25 protein-coding genes and 1 pseudogene are annotated in these 23582 nt (G+C 62.7%); 17 read left to right on the plus strand and 9 right to left on the minus strand.

Translation table 11 applies throughout. The features are described from left to right. Window positions 1-12 precede the first annotated feature (12 nt). The 3 genes from ACVWYI_RS02835 to dnaQ are packed head-to-tail and all read left to right on the plus strand — an operon-like array spanning window position 13 to window position 1983. Window positions 13-621 (plus strand): Maf family nucleotide pyrophosphatase, encoded by a 609-nt coding sequence (locus ACVWYI_RS02835; protein WP_456661163.1) that lies wholly within the window; start codon window positions 13-15, stop codon window positions 619-621. A gap of 23 nt (window positions 622-644) precedes the next feature. Then, complete coding sequence (gene coaE / locus ACVWYI_RS02840) at window positions 645-1238, plus strand: dephospho-CoA kinase (protein ID WP_247352576.1); 594 nt, start codon at window positions 645-647, stop codon at window positions 1236-1238. A gap of 28 nt (window positions 1239-1266) precedes the next feature. Beyond that, entirely contained in the window at window positions 1267-1983 is a 717-nt protein-coding gene (dnaQ, locus tag ACVWYI_RS02845; RefSeq protein WP_456647628.1) for a DNA polymerase III subunit epsilon, read from the plus strand. Here the strand turns inward: dnaQ and secB are convergent. Further along, the gene (gene secB / locus ACVWYI_RS02850) at window positions 1980-2462 is read right to left on the minus strand and encodes a protein-export chaperone SecB (RefSeq protein ID WP_247352580.1); all 483 of its coding nucleotides are present in this window, start codon (window positions 2460-2462) and stop codon (window positions 1980-1982) included. The genes dnaQ and secB overlap by 4 nt on opposite strands. Window positions 2463-2881: 419 nt before the next feature. Between secB and ACVWYI_RS02855 the strand changes: the two genes are divergently transcribed. From ACVWYI_RS02855 to ACVWYI_RS02865, 3 genes are read left to right on the plus strand one after another with little or no spacing between them, the layout of a single operon-like run. Continuing rightward, window positions 2882-3577, plus strand: coding sequence for a Tim44/TimA family putative adaptor protein (locus ACVWYI_RS02855; RefSeq protein WP_456661164.1), 696 nt, complete (start codon window positions 2882-2884; stop codon window positions 3575-3577). Then, on the plus strand, window positions 3555-5132 hold the full coding sequence (mltA, locus tag ACVWYI_RS02860; RefSeq protein ID WP_456661165.1) for a murein transglycosylase A: 1578 nt from the start codon (window positions 3555-3557) through the stop codon (window positions 5130-5132). The genes ACVWYI_RS02855 and mltA overlap by 23 nt, the downstream gene beginning before the upstream one ends. Then, window positions 5129-5719 carry a Smr/MutS family protein gene (locus tag ACVWYI_RS02865; RefSeq protein ID WP_247448241.1) on the plus strand — a complete coding sequence of 197 codons (591 nt, stop codon included), beginning with the start codon at window positions 5129-5131 and terminating at the stop codon, window positions 5717-5719. The genes mltA and ACVWYI_RS02865 overlap by 4 nt, the downstream gene beginning before the upstream one ends. On the opposite strand, the gene ACVWYI_RS02870 is transcribed toward ACVWYI_RS02865, so the two are convergent. From ACVWYI_RS02870 to hslV, 4 genes are all read right to left on the minus strand, one after another. Continuing rightward, the gene (locus ACVWYI_RS02870; RefSeq protein ID WP_247448242.1) at window positions 5716-6840 is read right to left on the minus strand and encodes a hypothetical protein; all 1125 of its coding nucleotides are present in this window, start codon (window positions 6838-6840) and stop codon (window positions 5716-5718) included. The genes ACVWYI_RS02865 and ACVWYI_RS02870 overlap by 4 nt on opposite strands. Window positions 6841-6869: 29 nt before the next feature. Continuing rightward, window positions 6870-8174: an ATP-dependent protease ATPase subunit HslU gene (gene hslU / locus ACVWYI_RS02875; protein ID WP_247448243.1), complete on the minus strand. Its 1305-nt coding sequence runs from the start codon at window positions 8172-8174 to the stop codon at window positions 6870-6872. A gap of 51 nt (window positions 8175-8225) precedes the next feature. Beyond that, on the minus strand, window positions 8226-8843 hold the full coding sequence (locus ACVWYI_RS02880; RefSeq protein ID WP_456661166.1) for a DUF2585 domain-containing protein: 618 nt from the start codon (window positions 8841-8843) through the stop codon (window positions 8226-8228). Between the two features lie 110 nt (window positions 8844-8953). Next, on the minus strand, window positions 8954-9514 hold the full coding sequence (gene hslV / locus ACVWYI_RS02885; RefSeq protein ID WP_456661167.1) for an ATP-dependent protease subunit HslV: 561 nt from the start codon (window positions 9512-9514) through the stop codon (window positions 8954-8956). A 191-nt stretch (window positions 9515-9705) separates the two neighbouring features. Here hslV and hisB point away from each other — a divergent pair, with 191 nt between their 5' ends. From hisB to coaA, 7 genes are all read left to right on the plus strand, one after another. Beyond that, window positions 9706-10299: an imidazoleglycerol-phosphate dehydratase HisB gene (hisB, locus tag ACVWYI_RS02890; RefSeq protein WP_247352596.1), complete on the plus strand. Its 594-nt coding sequence runs from the start codon at window positions 9706-9708 to the stop codon at window positions 10297-10299. A 63-nt stretch (window positions 10300-10362) separates the two neighbouring features. Beyond that, on the plus strand, window positions 10363-10893 hold the full coding sequence (locus ACVWYI_RS02895; protein WP_247352598.1) for a DUF2628 domain-containing protein: 531 nt from the start codon (window positions 10363-10365) through the stop codon (window positions 10891-10893). Further along, window positions 10890-11540, plus strand: coding sequence for an imidazole glycerol phosphate synthase subunit HisH (gene hisH, locus ACVWYI_RS02900; protein ID WP_456661168.1), 651 nt, complete (start codon window positions 10890-10892; stop codon window positions 11538-11540). The genes ACVWYI_RS02895 and hisH overlap by 4 nt, the downstream gene beginning before the upstream one ends. Further along, window positions 11537-12274 carry a 1-(5-phosphoribosyl)-5-[(5-phosphoribosylamino)methylideneamino]imidazole-4-carboxamide isomerase gene (gene hisA, locus ACVWYI_RS02905; RefSeq protein WP_456664476.1) on the plus strand — a complete coding sequence of 246 codons (738 nt, stop codon included), beginning with the start codon at window positions 11537-11539 and terminating at the stop codon, window positions 12272-12274. The genes hisH and hisA overlap by 4 nt, the downstream gene beginning before the upstream one ends. Before the next feature lie 10 nt (window positions 12275-12284). After that, window positions 12285-13061, plus strand: a complete 777-nt coding sequence (hisF, locus tag ACVWYI_RS02910; RefSeq protein ID WP_456661169.1) for an imidazole glycerol phosphate synthase subunit HisF — start codon at window positions 12285-12287, stop codon at window positions 13059-13061. 103 nt (window positions 13062-13164) lie between these two features. Then, window positions 13165-13491, plus strand: a complete 327-nt coding sequence (locus tag ACVWYI_RS02915; RefSeq protein ID WP_247352605.1) for a phosphoribosyl-ATP diphosphatase — start codon at window positions 13165-13167, stop codon at window positions 13489-13491. Window positions 13492-13512: 21 nt separating this feature from the next. After that, window positions 13513-14469 carry a type I pantothenate kinase gene (coaA, locus tag ACVWYI_RS02920; protein ID WP_247352607.1) on the plus strand — a complete coding sequence of 319 codons (957 nt, stop codon included), beginning with the start codon at window positions 13513-13515 and terminating at the stop codon, window positions 14467-14469. 483 nt (window positions 14470-14952) lie between these two features. Here the strand turns inward: coaA and ACVWYI_RS02925 are convergent, their stop codons facing one another. From ACVWYI_RS02925 to ACVWYI_RS02940, 4 genes and pseudogenes are all read right to left on the minus strand, one after another. Next, window positions 14953-15474 carry a histidine phosphatase family protein gene (locus ACVWYI_RS02925; RefSeq protein WP_456661170.1) on the minus strand — a complete coding sequence of 174 codons (522 nt, stop codon included), beginning with the start codon at window positions 15472-15474 and terminating at the stop codon, window positions 14953-14955. 213 nt (window positions 15475-15687) lie between these two features. Beyond that, window positions 15688-17913 carry an ATP-binding protein gene (locus ACVWYI_RS02930; protein ID WP_456661171.1) on the minus strand — a complete coding sequence of 742 codons (2226 nt, stop codon included), beginning with the start codon at window positions 17911-17913 and terminating at the stop codon, window positions 15688-15690. Between the two features lie 140 nt (window positions 17914-18053). Next, complete coding sequence (locus tag ACVWYI_RS02935; RefSeq protein ID WP_247352612.1) at window positions 18054-18521, minus strand: hypothetical protein; 468 nt, start codon at window positions 18519-18521, stop codon at window positions 18054-18056. A gap of 109 nt (window positions 18522-18630) precedes the next feature. Then, window positions 18631-19542, minus strand: a pseudogene (locus ACVWYI_RS02940) (YifB family Mg chelatase-like AAA ATPase); the annotation flags it as partial. Window positions 19543-19691: 149 nt separating this feature from the next. On the opposite strand from ACVWYI_RS02940, the gene ACVWYI_RS02945 reads away from it, so the two are divergent. The 4 genes from ACVWYI_RS02945 (at window position 19692) to ACVWYI_RS02960 (ending at window position 23413) form a co-directional block, all read left to right on the plus strand. Beyond that, the gene (locus tag ACVWYI_RS02945; protein ID WP_456661172.1) at window positions 19692-20081 is read left to right on the plus strand and encodes a hypothetical protein; all 390 of its coding nucleotides are present in this window, start codon (window positions 19692-19694) and stop codon (window positions 20079-20081) included. 33 nt (window positions 20082-20114) lie between these two features. After that, window positions 20115-20558, plus strand: coding sequence for a hypothetical protein (locus tag ACVWYI_RS02950; RefSeq protein WP_456661173.1), 444 nt, complete (start codon window positions 20115-20117; stop codon window positions 20556-20558). A 14-nt stretch (window positions 20559-20572) separates the two neighbouring features. Continuing rightward, window positions 20573-21586: a hypothetical protein gene (locus tag ACVWYI_RS02955; RefSeq protein WP_456661174.1), complete on the plus strand. Its 1014-nt coding sequence runs from the start codon at window positions 20573-20575 to the stop codon at window positions 21584-21586. Between the two features lie 102 nt (window positions 21587-21688). Further along, window positions 21689-23413: a recombinase family protein gene (locus ACVWYI_RS02960; protein WP_456661175.1), complete on the plus strand. Its 1725-nt coding sequence runs from the start codon at window positions 21689-21691 to the stop codon at window positions 23411-23413. Window positions 23414-23582 lie beyond the last annotated feature (169 nt).

Below are 23582 nucleotides of genomic sequence, written 5' to 3' on the forward strand. Positions count from 1 at the left end.
AATAATTTTGCGATGGGTCTGTGGCTCGGCAAATCTTCGTTGATCCTGGCCTCGCAGAGCAGCGCGCGAAAGATGCTGCTGGCCAATGCCGGGCTCGAGTTCAAGGCGATCACGGCTGATATCGACGAGCGCGGTATCCAGGCTGCCTCGGGGCTTTCGAGTCCGGGTGGGATCGCCCTGCTGCTGGCGCGCGAGAAGGCCAAGGCAGTCTCGGCCAATCATGCAGGAAGCACCGTCATCGGTGCGGATCAAACGCTGGCTCTTGGCGATCGCCTGTTCAACAAGCCTGCGGGCCGCTCCCAGGCGCTGGCGCAATTGCGCGATCTCTCCGGCAAGTGCCATGAGTTGAATTCCGCCGTGGCGATAGCACGCGATGGCGAGATCATCTTCGAGGACGTCTCGGTCGCCCGCCTGTCCATGCGGCAAATGACCGAGGCTGAGCTTTCGGCCTATCTCGACGTCACCGGCGATGCAGTCACCACCAGCGCCGGCGGCTACCAGCTCGAAAGCCTGGGTATCCATTTGTTCGAGCGTATCGAAGGCGACCACTTCACCATTCTCGGCCTGCCGCTGCTGCCGCTGCTTGCGTTCCTGCGGCGCGAGCGGCTAGTTGCGGTGTGAATGGCAGATATGGCTGGGCACTGATGCGAATCCTGGGACTGACCGGCTCGATCGGGATGGGCAAATCCACCACCGCGAAATTATTCGAGGAGGCCGGCGTCCCTGTCTACGATGCCGATGCGGCCGTGCATCAGCTCTATGAGGGCGAAGCTGCGCCCGCGATCGAGGCCGCCTTCCCCGGCACCACCGCGAACGGCAAGGTCGATCGGCCGAAACTGTCGGCGCGTGTGGTGCACGATCCCGCCGCCATCAAGCAGCTCGAGAAGATCGTCCATCCGATGCTCGGCGCTTCCCGAAACAAATTCTTCGCCGACGCCGCTGACGCGCCGGTCGTGGTGCTGGACATTCCGCTGCTGTTCGAGACGGGCGGCGAGACGCGGGTCGATGCCGTGGTCGTCGTGACGACGTCTCCGGAACTCCAGCGCGAGCGGGTACTGGCGCGCGGCACGATGGACGAGGCCAAGCTCGACGCCATTATCGCCAAGCAGACGCCCGACGCGGAAAAGCGCAAGCGTGCCGATTTCGTGGTGGATACCTCACACGGACTCGAACCGGTGCGCGCCCAAATCGCGCACATCCTCGCCGAGGTCGTTAAGATGCCGCAGCGGCGAGCCTGATTCGCCGCCTTACACGGCTTGCTGAATCATGCGCGAAATCGTTCTCGACACCGAAACCACCGGCCTCGATCCGCTGCGTGGAGATCGCCTGGTCGAAATCGGCTGCGTCGAGATGTTCAATCGCATGCCAACGGGGCAGAGTTTCCACGTCTACATCAATCCCGAAAGGGACATGCCGGCGGAAGCCTTTGCCGTGCACGGGCTGTCGGCCGAGTTTCTGACGACGAAGCAGCTGTTTCACGAGGTCGTCGACGAGTTTCTGGAGTTCATCGGCGACGCGCCGCTGGTGATCCACAACGCCTCGTTCGACATCAGTTTCATCAACGCCGAGTTGGACCGGATCAAGCGCGCGGCGATCCCGCGTGAGCGGCTGGTCGATACGCTGCTGCTGGCGCGGCGCAAGCATCCCGGCGTGTCGAACCGGCTCGACGATCTCTGCTCGCGCTATGCGATCGACAATTCACGCCGAACCAAGCACGGCGCGTTGCTCGACGCCGAGTTGCTTGCGGAAGTTTATGTCGATCTGGTCGGGGCCCGGCAATCGCAGCTGCTCCTGGCTTCGGAAGCCGAGGAGATGCGCGTCAATGGGGCGGCCGATGCGCCGCGGCGGCAGCGGCCGGTGCCGCTCACGCCGCGGATTTCAGACGCCGAGCGCGAGGCCCACCGGGCCTTCATCGCGACCCTCGGCGACAAGGCGATCTGGAACGAGTTCTTGCCCGCTCCAGCCGCCGCTTCGGCCGGTTAGGCCTGACCGGCCGGCGGAGCGGCCATTTGCCGCTCCATGTTCTGACGATAGAGACCGACGAAGTCGACCGGATCCAGCATCAGGGGCGGGAACCCGCCGTCGCGCACGGCGGTCGCGATGATCTCACGGGCGAACGGGAACAGCAGGCGCGGGCATTCGATCATGACCAGCGGATGCAGATTGTCCTTCGGCACATTGGAGATCCGGAACACGCCGGCATAGGCGAGTTCGAACGAAAACATGATCTTGCCGGCGGTCTCGGCCTTGCCCTCGACCGACAGGGTCACCTCGAACTCCTGTTCGCTGAGGTTGTTGGCGCTGACATTGATCTGGATGTTGATCTGGGGCGGCTGGCTCTGCTGCTGGAGCGAGCTGGGCGCGTTCGGATTTTCGAACGAGAGATCCTTGGTATATTGCGCCAGCACGTTGAGCTGGGGAGCCTGGGCCGCTTCGGGAGGGGTGCCGTTACCGTTGGTCATAAGAGTGTCTCCTTACCCGATTGGGCTGAATTTCGCGGCGGTTGGCTAACATAGGGCTACCTCGTTCCACAAGGACGAACGGTCCCGGATGGGGAATTCAGGCCGCGCCGACAGCGGTGTCGTTCACCCCCGCCGATCCAGCCAAGTCGCGCCTTAAACGATTGAAGATGCGCGATTTCCGGGCAGGATCGGGTTTCCCCTTAAGCATAAAACGCGCTACACTCGGTGCTGTGCCAAAAGGCGCCATTGGCCGGGCCAGGTTTCGTGCCTACATCCCACGGACCTGACGCGCGGACCTAAAATGGTGACGTAGACTTGCCGTTTCCGTGTGGAACGGTCTACTGGCCGGATCGATTTTCCCGGCAACGACCCCTTCGGGACGGCTCCTTATCTACAGAAGACTAGAAAGCGAATACGACGTGGACATCTACACCATCATCTTCCTGGCGCTGGCGGTCTTCATCTTTCTGAGGCTGCGCAGTGTGCTGGGGCAGCGCACGGGCAACGAACGGCCGCCGTTCGACCGTAACGCGCTCCAGGGTGCCCAGGACAAGAACGTCGTGACCATGCCGGGCAAGGTCATCGACCAGGCCCCGTTGGCGCCGACGGCCGAGCCGGCCCCGCCCTCAGACCGCTGGAAGGGCCTGACCGAGCCGGGCACCGTGCTGGCGCAGGGCCTGGACGGCATCGTCGAAAAGGATTCCACCTTCGATCCACGCCATTTCATCTCCGGCGCCCGTGGCGCCTATGAGATGATCGTGCTGGCCTTTGCCAATGGCGACCGCCGCGCGCTGCGCGACCTGTTATCGTCGGAGGTCTATGACAGCTTCGATGCCGCCATCAAGGAGCGCGAGAAGAACGAGCAGAAGACCGAGACGCGCTTCGTCTCGATCGACAAGGCCGAGCTCGTCGGCGCCGAGCTGCGCGACCGTACCGCCCAGCTCACGATCCGCTTCGTCTCGCAGATGATCTCGGCGACCCGGGACAAGGCCGGCAACATCGTCGACGGCTGCGCCGATACCGTCGCCGACATCACCGACATCTGGACTTTCGCCCGCGACATCACCTCTCGCGATCCGAACTGGAAGCTGGTTGGCACCGGAAGCGCGAATTAAGGCTTTCCTGAAGACCAGCGCGACGGCGCTTTGCGCAGCTGTCGTCGCGCTATCGTCGTTTTCGCTCGGCGCCGAGGCGGCGCGGCGCCACTATCGCAGCCATCACCATCATCTCCCGGAATTGCCCGCCGCGCCGCCGCGGGCCTTGCCGTATCCGCAGCTTCCCCTGCCATTCGAAATCCCTGGCGCGCAATATCTGCCGCTGGCCTGGGCCGACGTAAAGGGCTGGAGCGACGACGCCCATCTCGCCGCCTATAAGACGTTTCGCGCGAGCTGCCGTCCGATCAGCGCGCAGACCGGCGCTCCCGAACCGAAGGCTCTGGGCGCCTCGCTGAGCGAACCCTGCCGGGCAGCGAAATCTCTTGAGCTTGCTGACGACGCGAAAGCCAAAACCTTCTTCGAGGAGAATTTCGCGCCGCTGCGCATCTCCCGCCTCGGGGAGCCCGATGGTTTCGTCACTGGCTATTACGAGCCGGTGCTGGAGGGATCGCGCACGCAGACCGATGTCTACAACATCCCGGTCTATCGCCGACCCTCGAACCTGTTCGTGCGCGGCTACAAGCAGGATTCGGTCAGCCTGCCCAACAAGGGCCCGGTGTATCGCAAGATCGGCCGCCGCAAGCTCGTGCCCTATTATGACCGCAGCGAGATCGAGGACGGCAAGATCGCCGGCCGCGGACTCGAGATTGCCTGGCTGAAGGACCCGACCGATCTGCTGTTCGCCCAGATCCAGGGCTCGGCGCGGATCAAGTTCGACGACGGCGGCACGGTCCGGCTCAACTACGACGCCTATAACGGCTATCCCTATACGGCGGTCGGTCGCATCCTGATCGAGCGCGGCATCATTCCGAAGGAAGAGATGTCGATGCAGAAGATCAGGGAGTGGATGGCGCAGACCCCTGACGGCGCCAGGGAACTGCGGCGCCAGAACCGTTCCTACATCTTCTTCCGCGAGGTCAATCTGTCCGACAAGGACGAGGCGGTCGGCGCGCAAGGTATTCCGCTGACGGCCGGCCGCTCGATCGCGGTCGACAAATCGCTGCACGTCTACGGTACCCCGTTCTTCATCGAGGGTGAGCTGCCGATCGATTCCGAACGCGCGAAGACGCCGTTCCATCGCTTGATGATCGCGCAGGACACCGGCTCGGCCATCATAGGACCCGCGCGTGCCGATCTCTATTTCGGCGCAGGCCAGGAGGCCGGCCGGGTCTCCGGGCGGCTGCGCCATGCCATGCATTTCGTGATGCTGGTGCCGAAGAGCCTCGATCCCACAGTGCGCGGCGCGCGGCTGCCGGTGCCGGATCCGCGGCCCTCGGAGAAGATCGCAAAGCTGTTTCCGCAAACCGAGCCTGCGAAGGATTCCGCCAAGGATCCGAGCAAGGATCCGACCAAGGATCCGACCAAGACGGCGGCTCCGGCCGCAGCCGTGACACAAGGCAAAGGTGAGACGGTCGCCGTCGCCAACCCGGTCCCGCTGCCGGCACCGCGCCCGGTGATAGAGCCTGTTCGCGAGCCGCGGCGGCCGGTGAAAAATCATCCCCATCGGCAGCAATGAAGCGATCGTCCCGTCCGCCCGTGCCGGAGCCTCGTCCCTCGCCGCGCCGTCGCGCGCTGAGCGAGGAAGAACGCGAGCTGTGGGATACGATCGCAAAGCAGGTCAAGCCGCTGAGGAAGCATCGCGCGGCGAAGGCGCAAGCTGCGCCGCGCACGGAGCCTTCACCCGCCGCGCCTGCCGCGCGGCCTGCGCCATCGCCGCGTCCGATCGCTGCCGTCCCGGCGCCGCGCGTCGCAAAACCGGCCATTCCGCCGCTGGCGCCGCTTGGGAAGCGTGAGCGAACGAAACTCTCGCGCGGGCGCAGCGAGATCGAGGCGCGCCTCGATCTGCACGGCATGACCCAGCTGCGCGCCCATCGCGCGCTGACCGGATTCCTGCACCGCGCTCACCATGACGGCCTGACCTTCGTGCTCGTCATCACCGGCAAGGGGCGAAGCGGCGGCGAAAGCGGCGTGCTGCGCCGCCAGGTGCCGGAATGGCTGAGCCTGCCGGAATTCCGTGCCTTCGTCGTCGGCTTCGAGGAAGCCGGTATCGGCCATGGCGGCGGGGGCGCGCTCTACGTGCGGATTCGCCGGGCGAGATTTTAGAATGGCCGCACGATCCCGACGCGGGGGATCAGCGTGAGGAACAGGCCGAAGATATTTGTGCTCCGATCTTCCGCCGGGATCAGTGTGGTCTCGCGCGCGGCGGGCAGCATCTTCACCGCGTGCAGGATCAGGAACATGCAGACCGCCCAGTTCGAGATCCAGCGCGAATAGTCGAACACCATTGCGAACATCACGAGATAGGCAACGCTGACGCCGGCGAGCGCAGCGACCACGAGACGGCGGTGCGTGTCTTTTGCAAGTGCAGCGATCAGGTTCGAAAAATAGCGCCACAGCGGCGTATGCAGCCAGATCAGCAGCGCGAATACGGGCACGCCCAGGATGTTGTGGGGCAGGCGGCCCCAGGTGTCGGAAATCTCCTGCGCCAGCGGCTGGTACCAGATGTAGGCGAATTGCAGCAGCTCGGTCCGCGACGGATCGGCCATCCGGGTTGTCAGATACGCCACGAAATCCGCTTCCGGGATCGGCATCGTTCCCAAAAACTGCGCGGCCAAGAACAGCGTGGAGACGACAAGCAACGCAATCATGCCGAATGCGACGTTGGTGCGATCGCAGCCGTGCGTCAGATAGTGCCTGATCACCACGATGGCGATGATGGTCGGCACATACATCAAGAGATGGATGTGGTGGACCAGCACCAGGATGATCGAGAACAGCGCGGCCAAAGCCACGAACAGCAGTGAGCCCGCCGGCACCAGCAGCAGGATGATCGCCAGCGCGCAGCCATAGATGTCGAAATGGCCAAGCGTGTGCATGAAGTTCTTGAGGAAGAACGGCGAGCCCGCGATGAAGACGAACAGCGGCAGCGTCCTTGCGGTGAAGCCGAACGTCTTCTGGAACAGTCTTGCATAAAGGGCGAGCGTCACCAGCCACGTCACGCCGCCGAGCGCGAACACCAGCCATACCGGCACCTTGCCCGTGAACAGCGCGACGATCGCCCCGATCAGCGCGCGCTTGACGAAGCCGAAATGGTAATCGACCAGAAGGTGGATGTAGGGGACGTAAGGCGGCAGCTGGATCTTGTGAACGAAGACGCCGACGATGACCGCAGCGTTGATCGCGAGCAGAAGGCGCCAGGGGTATTGCATGATGCGAGCGGTCACGCGGTAACTGATAGCGCGACCGCCCGAAATTACAAAATGAACCGGCTCAGATCCGCGTTCTTGGCGAGGTCGCCGACGTGCTTCTGCACGAAATCCGCGTCGATCTTGACGGTCTCGCCGTTGCGGTCGGGAGCGGTGAAGGAGATCTCATCCAGCACCCGCTCCATCACGGTCTGGAGCCGCCGCGCGCCGATGTTCTCGACGGTGGAATTCACCGCCACCGCGACGTCCGCGAGCGCGTCGATGGCGTCGCCGGTGATGTCGAGCGTGACGCCCTCGGTCTGCATCAGCGCGACATATTGCTTGATCAGCGAAGCCTCGGGCTCGGTCAGGATGCGGCGCATATCGTCTCGGGTCAGTGCCTGCAGCTCGACGCGGATCGGCAGGCGGCCCTGCAGTTCCGGCAGGAGGTCGGACGGTTTTGCGACGTGGAAGGCGCCGGAGGCGATGAACAGGATGTGGTCGGTCTTCACCGCGCCGTGCTTGGTCGAAACGGTCGTGCCCTCGATCAAGGGCAACAGATCGCGCTGCACGCCCTCGCGCGACACGTCGCCGCCGGCGCGGCCTTCGCGTGCGCAGATCTTGTCGATCTCGTCGAGAAACACGATGCCGTTATTCTCGACCGCGCTGATCGCCTCCTGCGTCAACTGATCGCTGTCGAGCAGCTTGTCGGACTCCTCGTTGACGAGGATCTCGTGCGAGCTCCCCACCGTCAGCCGCCGCGTCTTGCTGCGTCCCCCGAGCTTGCCGAAAATGTCGCCGATCGAAACCGCGCCCATTTGGGCGCCGGGCATGCCCGGGATCTCGAACATCGGAAAGCCGCTGCCGCCGCCTTGCGTCTCGATCTCGATTTCCTTGTCGTTGAGCTCGCCTGCCCGTAGCTTTTTGCGGAAAGAGTCCCGCGTTGCCGCGCTGGCATTGGCGCCGACCAGCGCGTCGAGCACGCGCTCCTCGGCGGCAAGTTGCGCGCGTGCCTGCACGTCTTTGCGCTTGCGCTCGCGGACCTGGGCAATCGCGACCTCGACGAGGTCGCGCACGATCTGCTCGACGTCGCGGCCGACATAGCCGACCTCGGTGAATTTCGTCGCCTCGACCTTCAGGAACGGCGCGTTCGCCAGCTTGGCGAGCCGCCGCGCGATCTCGGTCTTGCCGACGCCGGTCGGGCCGATCATCAAGATGTTTTTCGGCAGTACCTCTTCGCGCAAGGAGCCTTCCAGTTGCTGCCGCCGCCAGCGGTTACGCAGCGCGATCGAGACGGCTCGCTTGGCATCGGCCTGGCCGACGATGAAACGGTCGAGTTCGGAAACGATTTCACGGGGAGAAAAGTCTGTCATGGGACCTTAGCTAGGGTCAGATGCGGGGCGGGACAAGCCGTTTTTTTGTCGTCAGATGATCGGCGGACCCGATTGCCATTGTTTCACGGTCTCGATCGGATGGATCAGCATCAGGATATTGAGCGTCAGATTGTCGCGAATATGCAGCGCGAGCATGATTTCGAAGGCGAGCCCCAGCAGGACGGTCACCGGTACGGGCAGCAGGCGCGCGGCGAGGAAGCCCAGCATCATGGACAGCGTGTCCGAGATCGAATTGACAATGCTGTCGCCGAAATAGTCCAGCGAGATCGTGCCGGCGCGGTAGCGCTCGATGATGAACGGCGAATTCTCGACGATTTCCCAGGTACCTTCGATCAGCATCGCGATGATCAGCCGCGCGGGCCATGAGAGTTGTGGCGACGGCAGGCGCACGAACAGAAGCCAGGTCAATCCGTAGAACAGGAAGCCGTGCAGGACATGCGAGAAGGTGTACCAGTCGGCGATGTGCTGCGAATTCTCCGAGCTGTTCACCACGCCATGCCATAGCTTGACATAGCCGCAGGTGCAGATCGGCACCCGCCCCATCGCAAACAGGATCGAGGCCTGCAGCGCCAGCAATAGCAGCGCGATGCCGACCCAGTAGGTCGGCGGGATCGCCGTCTTGGCTTTCTCGGAAATCGCGAGCGTCATGAATTGCGCATCATCGGCAATGAAGGGGTCATCGGAAGTAAGGCATTGCTTCGCTTCGCCGCTTCGCTCGCAATGACGCGGAGCTCAGTTTTGACGCCGAAACCTGGACCCTAGCCGGCCGACATGGCTTCGATGGTGACGTTGCGGTTGGTGTAGACGCAGATGTCGGCGGCGATGTCGAGGGAACGGCGGACGATGGTCTCGGCGTCCTTGTCGGTGTCGAGCAGGGCTCGGGCCGCCGCAAGCGCGTAATTGCCGCCGGAGCCGATCGCCATCACGCCGGCCTCGGGCTCCAGCACATCGCCGGTGCCGGTCAGGACCAAAGAGACGTCCTTGTCGGCCACGATCATCATGGCCTCCAGCCGCCGCAAATAACGGTCGGTACGCCAGTCCTTGGCGAGCTCGACGGCGGCCCGGGTCAATTGCCCCGGATATTGCTCGAGTTTGGCTTCCAGGCGCTCAAAGAGCGTGAAGGCGTCGGCGGTGGCGCCGGCAAAGCCGCCGATGACATCGCCCTTGCCGAGTTTCCGGACCTTTTTGGCATTGGACTTGATCACGGTCTGGCCAATCGAGACCTGGCCGTCGCCACCGACCACCACCGTGCCGCCCTTGCGGACGGTCAAAATCGTGGTGCCGTGCCAGCCCGGCGAGCTGTTTGGGGAGTCCTGCATGAATGAACCTCGTTGTCCGGGCTGATTTAGGCGGTCAGGAGCCGCGGCACAACGGGCCGCTCCGGGCCCGATTTCGCTCACCATAGGCAGAAGTAGCAGCCCGGCCAGCCGTTCCCGCAGTAGCGAAGGTGTCATTTGGCTGTTAAAAGACCGGCGTTTTCGGCTCAAACCAGAATGGAAACCGATTTTCCATGCGCACCGCGACGATCAAGCGCAAGACCAAGGAAACCGACATCGAGGTATCAGTGAACCTCGATGGCACCGGCGTATCCAATATCGCGACCGGCATCGGCTTTTTCGACCATATGCTCGATCTCCTCGCCCGCCATTCCCGCATCGACCTCACGGTCAAGGCGGTGGGCGATCTGCACATTGATTATCACCATACCACCGAAGACACCGGCATCGCGCTCGGCCAGGCCATCAAGCAGGCGCTCGGCAACATGGCGGGCATCACCCGCTATGCCGGCGTGCATATGCCCATGGACGAGACGCTGTCGCGCGTGGTCATCGACATCTCGGGCCGCCCGGTCCTGGTGTTCAAGGTCGACTTTCCCCGCCACAAGATCGGCGAGTTCGACACCGAGCTGGTGCGCGAGTGGTTCCAGGCCTTCGCCATGAACGCCGGCGTGACTCTCCACGTCGAGACCCTATATGGCGATAACAGCCACCATATCGCCGAATCCTGCTTCAAGGGTCTGGCGCGGGCGCTGCGGACGGCGGTTGCGATCGACCCGAAGACGGTGGGCGAAATCCCGTCCACCAAGGGCTCGCTCGGCGGCTGACATCTCGGGCCGGCGGCACGCGCCGCTTGCGGTATCACTGAAATTAGAGAACGGGGCATCACCATGCCTGTCTACACAGTTCATGCTCCCTCTCCTGCCGGAGCCGATCTGCGCGCGACCGAGAAGTTCGTCTTCGTACGCGACGGCTTCCATTTCTGGGCGATGATTTTCGGCCCGCTCTGGCTGCTGTGGAATCGGCTGTGGCTGGCGCTGATCGGCTGGGTGATCTTCGTCGCCGCGTTCAACGCCGGGCTGTCCAGCCTCGGAATCGGACGCAGCTCGATCTTCTTCGCCGACATCATCGTCGCGCTGCTGATGGGTTTCGAGGCCTCCAGCCTGCGCCGCTGGACGCTGTCGCGCGGTAAATGGCGGCAGCTCGACGTGGTGATTTCCGACGACGAGGACACCGCCGAGCGCCGCTTCTTCGAGCGCTGGAGCCAGAAGCAGCGCGGCATCGTCAACGATCAATGGGCCGTCGATCGCGGTGGCCCGCCGCCGACCCGCAACGTGCCGGGGCAGCAATTCTCAAGCCCGCCGCCGATGCCGGCGGGCGGCATCATTGGTTTGTTTCCGGAACCGGGAGGGTCAAGATGAGTGTCGCCATCATCGATTACGGTTCCGGCAATTTGCATTCCGCCGCCAAGGCGTTCGAGCGCGCTGCGCGCAGCATGGAGAACCCGCAAAAGGTCTTCGTCACAAGCGATCCGGACCAGGCCTACAGCGCCGATCGTCTGGTGCTGCCGGGCGTCGGCGCCTTCGCCGATTGCCGGCGCGGGCTCGATGCGGTCAACGGCATGGTCGAGGCGATCACCGAGGCAGTGCGTGTCAAGGCGCGGCCGATGCTCGGCATCTGCGTCGGCATGCAGCTGTTCGCCACCCGCGGCAAGGAACATGTCATCACGCCAGGGCTGAACTGGGTCGGCGGCGACGTCGAGAAGATCACGCCGCGCGACGAAAGCCTGAAGATCCCGCACATGGGCTGGAACACGCTCGATGTGCTGCGCGAGCATCCGGTGCTGAACAAGCTGCCGCTCGGCCCCAAAGGCCAGCACGCCTATTTCGTGCACTCCTATCACCTCAATGCGGCCAACGAGGCGGACGTGCTCGCGCGCGCCGATTACGGCGGGGCTGTCACCGCGATCGTCGCAAAGGATACGGCCATCGGCACCCAGTTTCACCCCGAGAAGAGCCAGCGCTTTGGTCTGGCCCTGATCTCGAACTTCTTGCGATGGAAACCGTGATTCTCTTTCCCGCGATCGACCTCAAGAACGGCCAATGCGTGCGCCTCGAGCAAGGCGACATGGCGCGTGCGACCGTATTCAACCTCAATCCCGCCGCGCAGGCCGAGAGCTTTGTTGCGCAGGGCTTTGAGTATCTCCACGTTGTCGATCTCGACGGTGCGTTTGCCGGCAAGCCGGTGAATGCCGAGGCGGTCGAGGCGATGCTGAAGACGATCAGGATTCCGGTGCAGCTCGGTGGCGGCATTCGCGATCTCGCGACTGTCGAAGCCTGGCTCGAAAAGGGCATCACCCGGGTCATCATCGGCACCGCCGCGGTGCGCGACCCTGAATTGGTGAAGGCTGCCGCAAAAAAATTCCCCGGCCGCGTCGCGGTCGGCCTCGATGCACGCGACGGCAAGGTCGCGGTCGAAGGCTGGGCCGAGACCTCGCAGGTGACGGTACTGGAGATCGCGCAGCGTTTCGAGGATGCCGGCGTCGCCGCGATCATCTTCACCGACATCGCGCGCGACGGCCTGCTCAAGGGCCTGAATCTCGATGCGACCATTGCGCTGGCAGATGCGATCTCCATCCCCGTGATCGCCTCCGGCGGCCTCGCCTCGATCGAGGACGTCAAGGCGATGCTGACGCCGCGCGCGAAAAAGCTCGCCGGTGCGATCGCCGGCCGCGCGCTTTACGATGGCCGCCTCGAACCGGCAGCCGCCCTCACTTTGATCCGCACCGCGCGCGCCGCCTAGGAGCTGACACATGTTCAAGGTGCGCGTGATCCCCTGCCTCGACGTCAAGGACGGCCGCGTCGTCAAGGGCGTCAACTTCGTTGACCTGCGCGATGCCGGCGATCCCGTCGAAGCGGCGATCGCCTATGACGCCGCGGGCGCCGATGAGCTCACTTTTCTCGACATCACAGCGACCCATGAGAACCGCGGCACCATGCTGGACGTGGTCCGGCGCACCGCTGAAGCCTGCTTCATGCCCGTGACCGTCGGCGGCGGCGTGCGTGAGGTCAACGATATCAAGACGCTTCTGCGTGCCGGCGCCGACAAGGTCTCGATCAACAGCGCCGCGGTGTCGCGGCGTGAGTTCGTCAAGGAAGCCGCCGAGAAATTCGGCGGGCAGTGCGTGGTGGTCGCGATCGACGCCAAGCGGGTCAAGCGCGCCGGTGGCGGAGAGCGCTGGGAGATCTTCACCCATGGCGGCCGCAACTCGACCGGCATCGACGCCATCGAATATGCCCAGGAGGTGGTCTCACTCGGCGCTGGTGAAATCCTGCTCACCTCGATGGACCGCGACGGCACAAGGCAGGGTTTCGACATCCCGCTGACCCGCGCGATTGCCGACAGCATTCCCGTTCCCGTGATCGCCTCGGGCGGTGTCGGCAATCTCGACCACCTCGTCGACGGTATTCGCAATGGCCACGCCACCGCCGTGCTGGCTGCCTCGATCTTCCACTTCGGGGAATTCACCATCCGCGAAGCCAAGGAGCACATGGCCCGGCGCGGGCTGGCCATGCGCCTCGATGCCTGACGACTCCCGTCCATAAAAATGCTACACGATTGGCGGGACCGGCTTGTCCCGTCAGATAACCGGCCAGGGCAATCAGCCAAGGCGCGTTTTCCGGGTATTTTGTATGCCGCGTTTCACGATCCACGATCTGGCCGAGACCATCGACGCCCGCGCGGCAGCGGATGGCGAGGCGTCCTATACCCGCAAGCTTCTCGACAAGGGCGCCGAACATTGCGCCAAGAAGTTCGGTGAGGAAGCAGTCGAAACCGTAATCGCAGCAGTCGAAAACGATCGCGCGCATCTGATCGCCGAAGGCGCCGATCTGCTCTACCATTTCCTTGTGCTGCTCAAGGTCCGCGGCGTAAAGCTGGAAGAGGTCGAAGCCGCATTGGACAAGCGGACTTCGATGTCAGGGTTGGAAGAGAAGGCGTCGCGCAAGGGCGGCAACTAGCCGAGGTGGAAAGATCGCGTCATGGATATCCGCGCACCCGAGCAGCAGTATAATCCGTACCGCGTCTATACGCGCGAGCAATGGGCGCGGCTGCGCGACGACACGCCGATGACCCTGGAGCCGGGCGAGTTCGATCGCCTGCGCTCGCTGCACGACCGGCTCGATCTCCAGGAAGTCGAGGACATCTACCTGCCGCTGTCGCGCCTGCTGTCGATCTATGTCGATGCCATGCAGCGGCTCTATTACGCAGAGCGCCAGTTCCTCAACATCCGCGACCGCAAGGTGCCCTACATCATCGGCGTCGCCGGTTCGGTGGCGGTTGGAAAATCCACCACGGCCCGCGTGCTTCAGGCGCTGCTGGCGCGCTGGTCGCCGCGTCCCAAGGTCGAGCTGATCACCACCGACGGATTTCTGTATCCCAACGCCGTGCTCGAGCGGCAGGGCATCATGCAGAAGAAGGGTTTTCCGGAGAGCTACGACCTGCCGCTGCTGCTCAGCTTCCTCTCCGACATCAAGGCCGGCCGCCGCCATGTGCGCGCGCCGGTCTATTCGCATTTGACTTACGACATCGTGCCGAACGAGTGGGCCGAGATCGACCAGCCCGACATCCTGATCGTCGAGGGCGTCAACGTGCTGCAAACAGGCAAGCTGCCGCGCGACGGCAAAGCCGTGCCCGTGGTCTCCGACTTCTTCGATTTCTCGGTCTATATCGATGCCGACGAAGCCGCGCTGCGACAGTGGTACATCCGGCGCTTCCTGTCGCTGCGCGACACCGCGTTCACCAATCCGAAATCCTACTTCAACCGCTACGCGCTGTTGTCGGACGAGGAAGCCACCGCCACCGCGATCGCGATCTGGGAGCGTACCAACCTCGCCAATCTCGAGGACAACATCCTGCCGACCCGCCCCCGCGCGACGCTGATCCTGAAGAAGGGCGCCGACCACACGGTGGCGAGCGTGGCGCTCAGGCGGCTGTAGCTTCGTCCTGCAGCACGATCAATCATGGCGTTGGAAGTCGGAATGAAGCGTCCAAGATACCTCCCGACCGCCGCATTTCTGGCAACGGCTCATCTCTTGTTGGCGTTGAGCACTCTTCTCATCAGTCATTCCCTGGCGATGGGACGCTTCGACTCGGCTGGCAATATCAGCCAAGCCGAAAGTCTGGCCAGGGCACTGACAGACACGCTCTTTTGGCCCGTCTCTCACGTCCAGACCAAGGGATTATCGGCCGCGCTACAGTGGGCAGCAGTTCTTGGAAACAGCATCCTTTGGGGAGCTGTCCTTGCGGTGCCCGTGTGGCGATTGGGACGATCGCTGAGCGGTCAGGGTGCCGGCCTCCAACGACGCGTTTGAGTGGCCTGGGAAACGTCGTGGGCCGCGTCTAATCGCAGAATCTCGCGGATAATGCCTCGCCCGGCCGCCCACATGGTGCTCCGGCCGGTATGTCGCTTGCTCCAGCCGTCACCTGCCTGCCTTCGCGGTCCAATCCGCAGGCTTGATGCGCCCCACGAAAGCCGCCGCACCGGTGGTACTTGCCCGGTAGGCGAAGGCTTCGCCTTCCTGCACGTCGCCGGCGTCCTTGCCGAAGGCATCGGCGATGTTGGTCTTGTGCGTAACGAGGAACGTGTTGGTGCCGGCCTGCGGAGCCGCATCGACGAGCTGGCGTACGGCCTGTCCGGCCTTTGCATTTGCACCGGTCGGGTTTGCCATTCCCGATGCGCTGGCGTTGCTGCTGTCCGTCAATGCTTCGACCGGCTTGACCTCGCGGCCGGAGATCAGCTTGCCCGCCTCGATCGCGCGGTTCAGCCGGCTGGTGTAGACATCGCCGATCGGGATCGCGAGTTCCCTGATCGACGTCCCGATCTGGCGCGCCATGTCCCGGCCCTTTTCACTGAGCTGACGCTGGGCGCTCATGTCGTCGAATTTGAAAGGGTAGACATCCTTTTGGCTGTCGTCGGTGGCGGTGTGCCGAAACACCAGCACGTAGCCGCCTTGCTTGAGCGAGCGGCGATCAAGTCCGGCGTGTCGGCCGCGTTGGCTTGGGTGGAACCACAGAGAAGGGATATGACGGCGAGGCGGCAAAGCACGTTCATGCGCGACATCCTCCGTTGCAAATGCCCCGGAGGATGGTGACGCGCGACGCGGTCGATTTCAATTATCGATTGCCGGCCGATCAGGTTCCCATGAAATTCCAGGTCAGATCGCCAGATCCCGCGCCGCCGCCAGCCCCGCCAGCGCCTCTTCCAGCTTCTCGCGATCGAGCGGCTTGATCAGAAATCCGTTCATGCCCGCCTCGAAACAGGCGTAGCGATCTTCCACCAGCGTGTTGGCGGTGAGTGCGAGGATCGGCGTATGGTGGCCGCCTTTGGCCGCCTCATGCGCACGGATGCGCTTGGTCGTTTCGATGCCGTCGAGCTGCGGCATCTGGATGTCCATCAGCACGAGATCATAGGGCGTACCGGCCGATGACGCGCCGAGCCAGGATTCCAGCGCGGCCTCGCCATGGACGGCGATGACGACGCGGTGGCCGAGTTTCGTCAGCAGCGAGCGCATCAACAGCGCGTTGATCTCGTTGTCCTCGGCGACGAGAATCGACAGGCCTTTCGCCGGTACCGCGCCGGTGGATTGGGCCGGTGGCTCCGGCGCGAGATCGGGCGAGGCGACCTCCGGGGTCAGCGCGAGGCGTGCAGCGAGTGAGGCCGCGCGAAGCGGCTTGACCAGGAAGCCGGTGAAGGCCGGCGAAACTTTCTCGTGGCGCGAGCCCGATGTCAGCAGTACGAGGCGTTGCATCGCATGCCTGCGTGCGGCTTCGCCGAGGCGGTCAGTGATGGCGGCGCCAAGCGCACGATCGATCAGCACCGAATGCCATGAGCGTTCCGGCAGCAGCGCTTCCGCCACCGCCGCGTCCGTCACCATGCAGGTCTGGCCACCCCAGCGCTCCAGCCGCCGCGCGATCAGCGAGGCCTCGATACCGTCGGCGATCAGCAGGATCGACTTGCCGGCAAGATCAGGGCTCAGGAACGCCTTCGGTTCCGCGCCGGCGTGTGATGGCGCGAGCGGAATCGCGACCTCGAAGGTTGAGCCGTTGCCCGGCTCGCTCGTGAGCGTGATGCGGCCGCCCATGCGCTTGACGATGCGCTCGCTGATGGCGAGGCCGAGGCCGGTGCCGCCATAGGTGCGCGCGATGCGCTCGTCGGCTTGCTCGAATTCGCGGAAGATGCGCTGTTGCGCCTCCGGTGCGATGCCGACGCCGGTGTCGCGCACCAGAAAACTGATCTCGTTCGGCCAGATGCCGGGCTCGACGATCAGCGCAACGCCACCACTCGCAGTGAACTTGATGGCATTGCCGGCAAGGTTGAGCAGAACCTGGCGCAGCCGCGCGGCGTCGCCGACCAGTTCGAGCGGCAGGCGCTCGTCGACATAGGCGGCGATCTCGAGGCTCTTTGCCTGCGCGCGCGGCGCGAGCAGCTCGGTGATGTCCTCGATCAGGGCCGACAGCGCGAAGGGACGCTGCTCGAGATCGAGCTTGCCGGCTTCGATCTTGGAATAGTCGAGCAACTCCTCGATCAGCGCCATCAGCGCTTCGCCGGAGGTCTTCACGGCCTTGGCGTAGGTCGTCTGCTCCGGCGTCAGCGTGGTGTCGAGCAGCAGGCCGCCCATGCCGATGATGCCGTTGAGCGGCGTGCGGATCTCGTGCGAGGCCATGGCGAGGAAGCGCGATTTGGCGCGGTTGGCGGCGTCGGCCTGGTCGCGGGCGTCGGACAGCGCACGCTCCGTCTCGGTGCGGTCGGTGACATCGCGTCCGACACTCTGCAATTCGGCGGGCTGGCCGGCGTCGAGGCGGACATAGCCTTCGCGCCAGGCAATCCAGCGCGCGCCGAGCGGGGTTGCGATCTTCTGGTCGTGAATGCGCGTGCCGTTGCTCTCGCGGGCGCTGTCACCCTGCTCCAGCACGTCGAAATCAAAGCGCGTGCCGACCAGCGCGCCACGCGCCTGCACCGCGAGCGCGCAATAGGCTTCATTGGCGAAGGTGATGCGGCCGCTTGTGTCGCGCAGCACGATCAGATCGCCCTGCTGTTCGAACAGGCTGCGGGCGCGTTCTTCCGCTTCCTTCAGCTCCCAATTGCGGTCGATCAGCGCTTCGTTGTGGGCGGCCAGCGCACGCATCCGCTTGTTGACGAAGCGCAGGCGCATGCTGAGCGTGGCAAGGCCGAGGCAGGAGAGCGCGAACAGGAAGCTGGCGCCGATCGCAAACGCGTTGGGATCGTAGCCGGAATTCTCCGACCGGCTGCCGGAGACAAAGCCATAGGCGCCACCGAAGGTCGCCGAGAAGATCATGAAGGAGCGGATCGCGAAGGCGATTTTGGGGTACTGCCGCCTGAAGCGGCGCATGCGCACCTTGATCCGGAACGTCCGACCCATCGCCACCGACCCGACTGTTTTCTTAAAACCCTGTGCTCGCTGTAAACGACGATGTCCCGCCGACCTTGCGAACAGTTTGAGGTCTTGCGGCCGCCTCCAAACAGGGTTGACGAAGCATTAACGGCTCAGAGCGAGGCGGCTCAAAGCGAAGCGGCCTGGAGATGGCGGTGGCCGCCGTGGGCGCCTACGATCAGCGCCGCCGCCTCGCGCTGCGAGAACGTCTTCGAGCGCACATAGACGCGGTAATCCGCCGGCCCCTCGGTGGAGAGATAGATCACCTGGCCGCCATCGACGGGCTGCGCCGCAATCGAGATCAGGCGGGTCGAAGGATTGGCCTGGCAGGTCTCCGATTCCGAACCGAGGCCGTCGTCGACGACGGCGAAGTCTGCCGCATCCGCATCCTCGGTGATCTGAACCCGCACCGTGGCCAGGGCGGGATCATCGGTGAAGGCGACGTGCAAGCCGGCGGTCCAGAACAGCGACGTCAGCTCGACCGAGGTTTCGCCCAAGGCGATGCAGGGATGCGAGACCGATCCGATCTCGCTGCGGGCAAACACCGCAGCCGCGAGCAGGGGAACGACCGAGGCCAGGATCTTGAAACGCAACATGACACGCTACTCGCCGGGCCCCGGGAAACTCGTGGCGGGATCTGATGGGCCTTATGGTTTGCAGAGCGTAAAGGAAACTCGTTACCGCCGGGTTGATGCGCGGTTCACATCACGCCATCTGGCGCACATCCTCCGCGAGTGCGCGGTAGGACAGCGCCTCGGCGAGGTGCAGCCGGCCGATCTTGTCGGCGCCGTCGAGGTCCGCGAGCGTGCGCGCCACCCGCAGCACGCGGTGATAGCCGCGCGCCGACAGCCGCATGGTCTCGGCGGCGTCGCGCAGCAGTTTTTGGCCCTGCGCGTCCGGCTTGGCGATCTCCTCCAGCACCGAGGCCGGCGCTTCGGCATTGGTGCGGACCTTCGGCAGCCCCGCGTCCGCGTAGCGCGCAAGCTGGATGTCGCGTGCCGCCGCGACGCGCGCGGCGACCTCGGCCGAACCCTCCGCGGGCGGCGGCAGGATCAAATCGGCCGCGGTCACTGCGGGAACCTCGATGCGCAGGTCGATGCGGTCCATCAGTGGTCCCGAGATGCGGGCCTGATAGTCGCCCGTGCAGCGATCGATGCGGCCGCGCTTGCAGGCATAGCCGGGCTCGAACGCATTGCCGCAGCGGCAGGGATTCATCGCCGCGATCAGCATGAAGCGCGCAGGGTAGGTGACGCGGTGATTGGCGCGGGACACCGAGACCTCGCCGTTCTCCAGCGGCTGCCGCAGCGAATCCAGCACACGCGGATCGAATTCGGGCAGCTCGTCGAGGAACAGCACGCCCTGATGCGCGAGCGAGATCTCGCCGGGCCTTGCGCGCATGCCGCCGCCGGTGAGCGCGGCCATGCTGGCGGAATGATGCGGCGAGCGGAACGGACGCCGCGCCGTCAGCGCACCGCCCTCGATCTCGCCGGCGACGGAGGCGATCATCGAGACCTCCAGCAGTTCGCCGGGGGAGAGCGGTGGCAGGATCGAGGGCAGGCGCGCCGCGAGCATCGATTTGCCGGCGCCGGGGGCGCCGATCATGAGGATGAGATGGCCAATTAATATATAAAGACCGCGAACCAGCGCGGCTGACAGGGGCAGATGCCGCTAAGACATGCAGCACCGGCATAACAGAGCTGTGTAATCTTATATAGCCTTTATGACATATGTCGTTTAACATATGTCCGAAACGTAGGAGCTACAGCATGCCCGCAACGTACCAGCCGCAGCAATTTTCTGAGACCTTCAAAACTTCCCTTGGTCAGCAAATCTGGGCCTTCCTAAACGAGGGTGAGAACCTGATCCGGATGGAGACAGCAAGTTATCTGAGCAGGCCCGCTCTTGAGGCGCTGAGCCCGATTCTAAAACGCCGATTTGGCGACGCGGTATTTGAGGATCGAATCAAGCGCATGACCGGCCACATGGTCCGCCAGATCCTCGAAGCTCACGGTTATCGATTAGATCGGACAGGTGTACGGATTACAACCGAAGGTAACGGATACAGCACGGCAGCTAGGTACACGCTGCCTGCATCAGGCCATGTTCGACCCCAGCCCGATGCTTCCCTCGATCACGAGCCTGTCGGTCCGGCGTGAAACATCCACGAGCGGAATGCGAGGTGATCTGGCTTGCCCAATCGTAAGAACGTCGTACTAAGCGTTGCTAACGAAGCGCTCATCAAGCGTGGACAACTCAACCTCATTCTTTTCAATGCGCATTCAAACTTCAGAGGAAAACGAATGATCGACAAGCGCCCCTGGGAATCCGTGAAGAGCCGCTCCTACTTCGCAGACGTTCTTGGCAATCTGAAGCATCACATTCAGAAGGAATTTGACCTCTCACCAATCGATATACCGGTTAAAAACCCTCCCGTATCGGTTCGCTTCGGGCGAATGGGAGAGGGCGTGAATCCCAATTATCAGATCGAGACACCTACAGGCCAATTCAGATACGCCGGCTCCAATCATAAGCCGTTTCATGATTCTCCCACGGAGGGTTTCGAGCCCGAGAACATTTCTGAAAGCTTCACATACTTCGACGTTCAGAAAATGATGAGCCAGCTCAAGATCTGAAGGATACGTCGTTGATGGATTGGTTCGAGCGGCTGACCGGCTTCCGAGAAGAGAGCTATACTTCCACCGTCGAAAACCTACGTGTTGATGGAGAGTATCTTCGATCGACTGTGAACGGAAAGGCTTATCGGATAGGACATCTTGAACTCGCGTCGCTCGCGTCGCTTCGCGAGCGGGTCGGTCGGAAGGTTGGATTGAGCGGGCGATTGAGTGTTTCTGCCGTTACCGGCGATGTCAGAAAAATGCATCAAGTGGCCGAGAATGCGGGGGCCACGTTCCAGGTTGCATCGCAATTCAACCTTCTGGAGATGATCTCGGAAAATGTCACACCGAATGACGGAGTGGGACGTTACGAGGATGACCCAACTCAGGGGCCGGCATGTGCGATTGCTGCGGGGGCCGCTACCATCTATCGGAACTACTTCGCTCCAGTGAATGGCGAGACTGGCCAAACAGCGGAGCGTCAGATCGATGGCTTGTACGATGTGGGCGCAATGCTGTCGGTCATCTCAAAAATGCCTGCGGACCAACTATGGGAGATGCGCAATGGCTACGCGCTCTGCCGCGAACAAGGATTGGATGCAATCAATAAATGCATGCAGTCACTACCATCTGAGAAGCTTGACCAGATTCGGGGAAAGCTGAAAGTGGGAGTCCATGCTGGCGTAGAGGTTACCGACGCACCATCGAAGGTTAGACCAGTTGTCTCACAAGTATTCTGTTCGGCACTACCCGTGGCGTATACCAAGGTCCCAAGTGAGAAATGGGCGCCATTTGCATCGTTAGTTCTTGAAGCTGCCTATGAAGCGACATTGCTTGCAGCACTCCTCAATCGAGAGTGCGGCGGCTCCAACGTCGTTCTGTTAACTCACCTTGGAGGAGGAGTCTTCGGAAATAAAGCAGAATGGATCACGAATGCGATCAGACGTGCCTTGCTGTTAGCGTCAAATTTTGATCTGAACGTAAAGATTGTGAGCCGCAATCGAGTAAGCGACTCCACTAGGGAGCTTGTTGACGAGTTCCGCTAGTCTCATTCGCGCGACGACAGGGGCGGCAAGAAGCGCCCAATCCGTGTTCGGCCAAATTTATGTTGGATCAAAAATCGAATTGACGAATGCTGATGAATTAGGATGGCTGTCCCCCCTCAAACGATCCGGCCCAAGGCTTATTCCTACGTCAGGATGTCCACCGACCTTCAGCTGAAGGGCGATAGCCTTCGCCGTCAGCGTGAGGCCTCTCGAAAATACGCCGAAAAACATGACCTGGAGCTGGTCGAGGACTTTGATCTCCACGACATCGGGGTTTCTGCCTACAAGGGTAAAAATCTCGCCTCTGGCGCCTTCGGACGGTTCCTGGGGTCCGTACGGGAAGGGAAGATCGAACAGGGTTCATACTTACTTGTCGAATCATTCGACCGGATGAGCCGTCAGGAGCCGATGGTCGCCCTAAAGCCATTCATGGAGATCGTCGAAGCGGGCTTGATTTTGGTCACCCTGGACGATGAGCGCGTCTTCACCGGCAAAATTAGCTTTGAGGACCTGATTATTTCGATCGCCAAGATGAGTCGGGCGAACGAAGAGTCAGCCCGCAAGAGCGATCGTCTGTCCCAGGCCTGGAAGGCGAAACGGGCCGCCATCGGCCAGAAGAAGCTGACCGCAAGGTGTCCAAGCTGGCTGCGCCTGACCCCGGATCGGATGGGTTTTGAGGTGTTGGAGGACCATGCTGCCGTGGTCCGCCGGATTTTCGATGAGGCTGCATCTGGAATAGGTACGTTCACGATCGTTCGGCGCCTGAACGAAGAAGGTGTCCCGACCTTCACAGGCAAAGGCGGATGGCAGAACTCGACCGTCAACAAGATTCTGAGTGGCGCAGCGGTGGTTGGGACATTCCAGGCCAGTCGCATGGAGGGCGGAAAGAGGACGCCCGACGGTGATCCGATTCGAAACTATTTCCCCCGAATCGTGCCCCAGCCTGTTTTCGAGGCGGCGCAGCGCGGTCGGCTCGAGCGCAAGACCAAGCCGGACAAGGAAACAGGAAAGAAGGGCAGCGGCGGCTCGAAAGGGAAGCACTTCACCAACCTTTTTTCGAAGCTGGCGGTCTGTGACTACTGCAGAAAGCCAATGCATTATCAAAACAAAGGCACGCCGCCCAAGGGGCAGTCGTACCTTGTGTGCTCGAATGCACTCCGCAAGCTCGGATGCGAAATGACCGGCCGCTGGCGCTATGACCAGTTCGAGTCGACGTTCTTGTCGTTCGTTGAGCAGCTTGATCTGGCATCGCTCGTCTCGTCGAGTGAGCATTCGTCAAAGCGCAATGAGCTGGCCTTTCACCTCGAGGCTGCCGTGGGCAAAGTGAGGCTGCTGGAGGACGAACAGCGCAAGGCTTACGAGATAGGCCTGAAGATGTTGGATTTTGACAGCGCATTCATTGCCGAGCGGATCAAGAAAGCTGAACTGGAGCTGGTCGCAGCGAAGAAGCAGGAGCAGCAACTGCGCCACGAGATTGCGATCCTCGACCAGACGGCATTGACGTATTACCGAAGTCCTGAGCAGGTCGCGGAGCTGATCGAGCGTGTGCGGGCCGCCAGAGGTGGAGACGTGTACAAGCTCAGGTCCCAGATCGCATCGAGGCTGCAATCGTTGATTAGCGAGTTGCGCCTGACCGTGGACCCGGACACACAGCGCTTTGAGGTGGTCTTCCGAGATGGTCAGAGCATGACCCTGTTCGTCGATCCGGAAGATCCGGGGAAGTTCATCCAGAAGGTCAGTGGGAAGGCGCCGGATTTCGAGGTGCTTTCCGCAGATGCCACCGTCTTCCAGCTGCCGGTCGACGAGCCCGCTTTGGACGGGAAATAAAGAATCCCAAACAGGTCACTCAGAGAGCTTATCTTTCTCCAATGGGAAAACCGCAGATTCCGGTTGGGCAACGTTTGCCCTCTTCGCGGCGAGAGCTATCGGCAAGAAGTCTCTGCCCGTGAACCATATGGTCAACGTTGCCGCCGGTAAATTACGTCAAACTATCCCA

It is taken from the genome of Bradyrhizobium sp. LB13.1 (assembly GCF_054056815.1).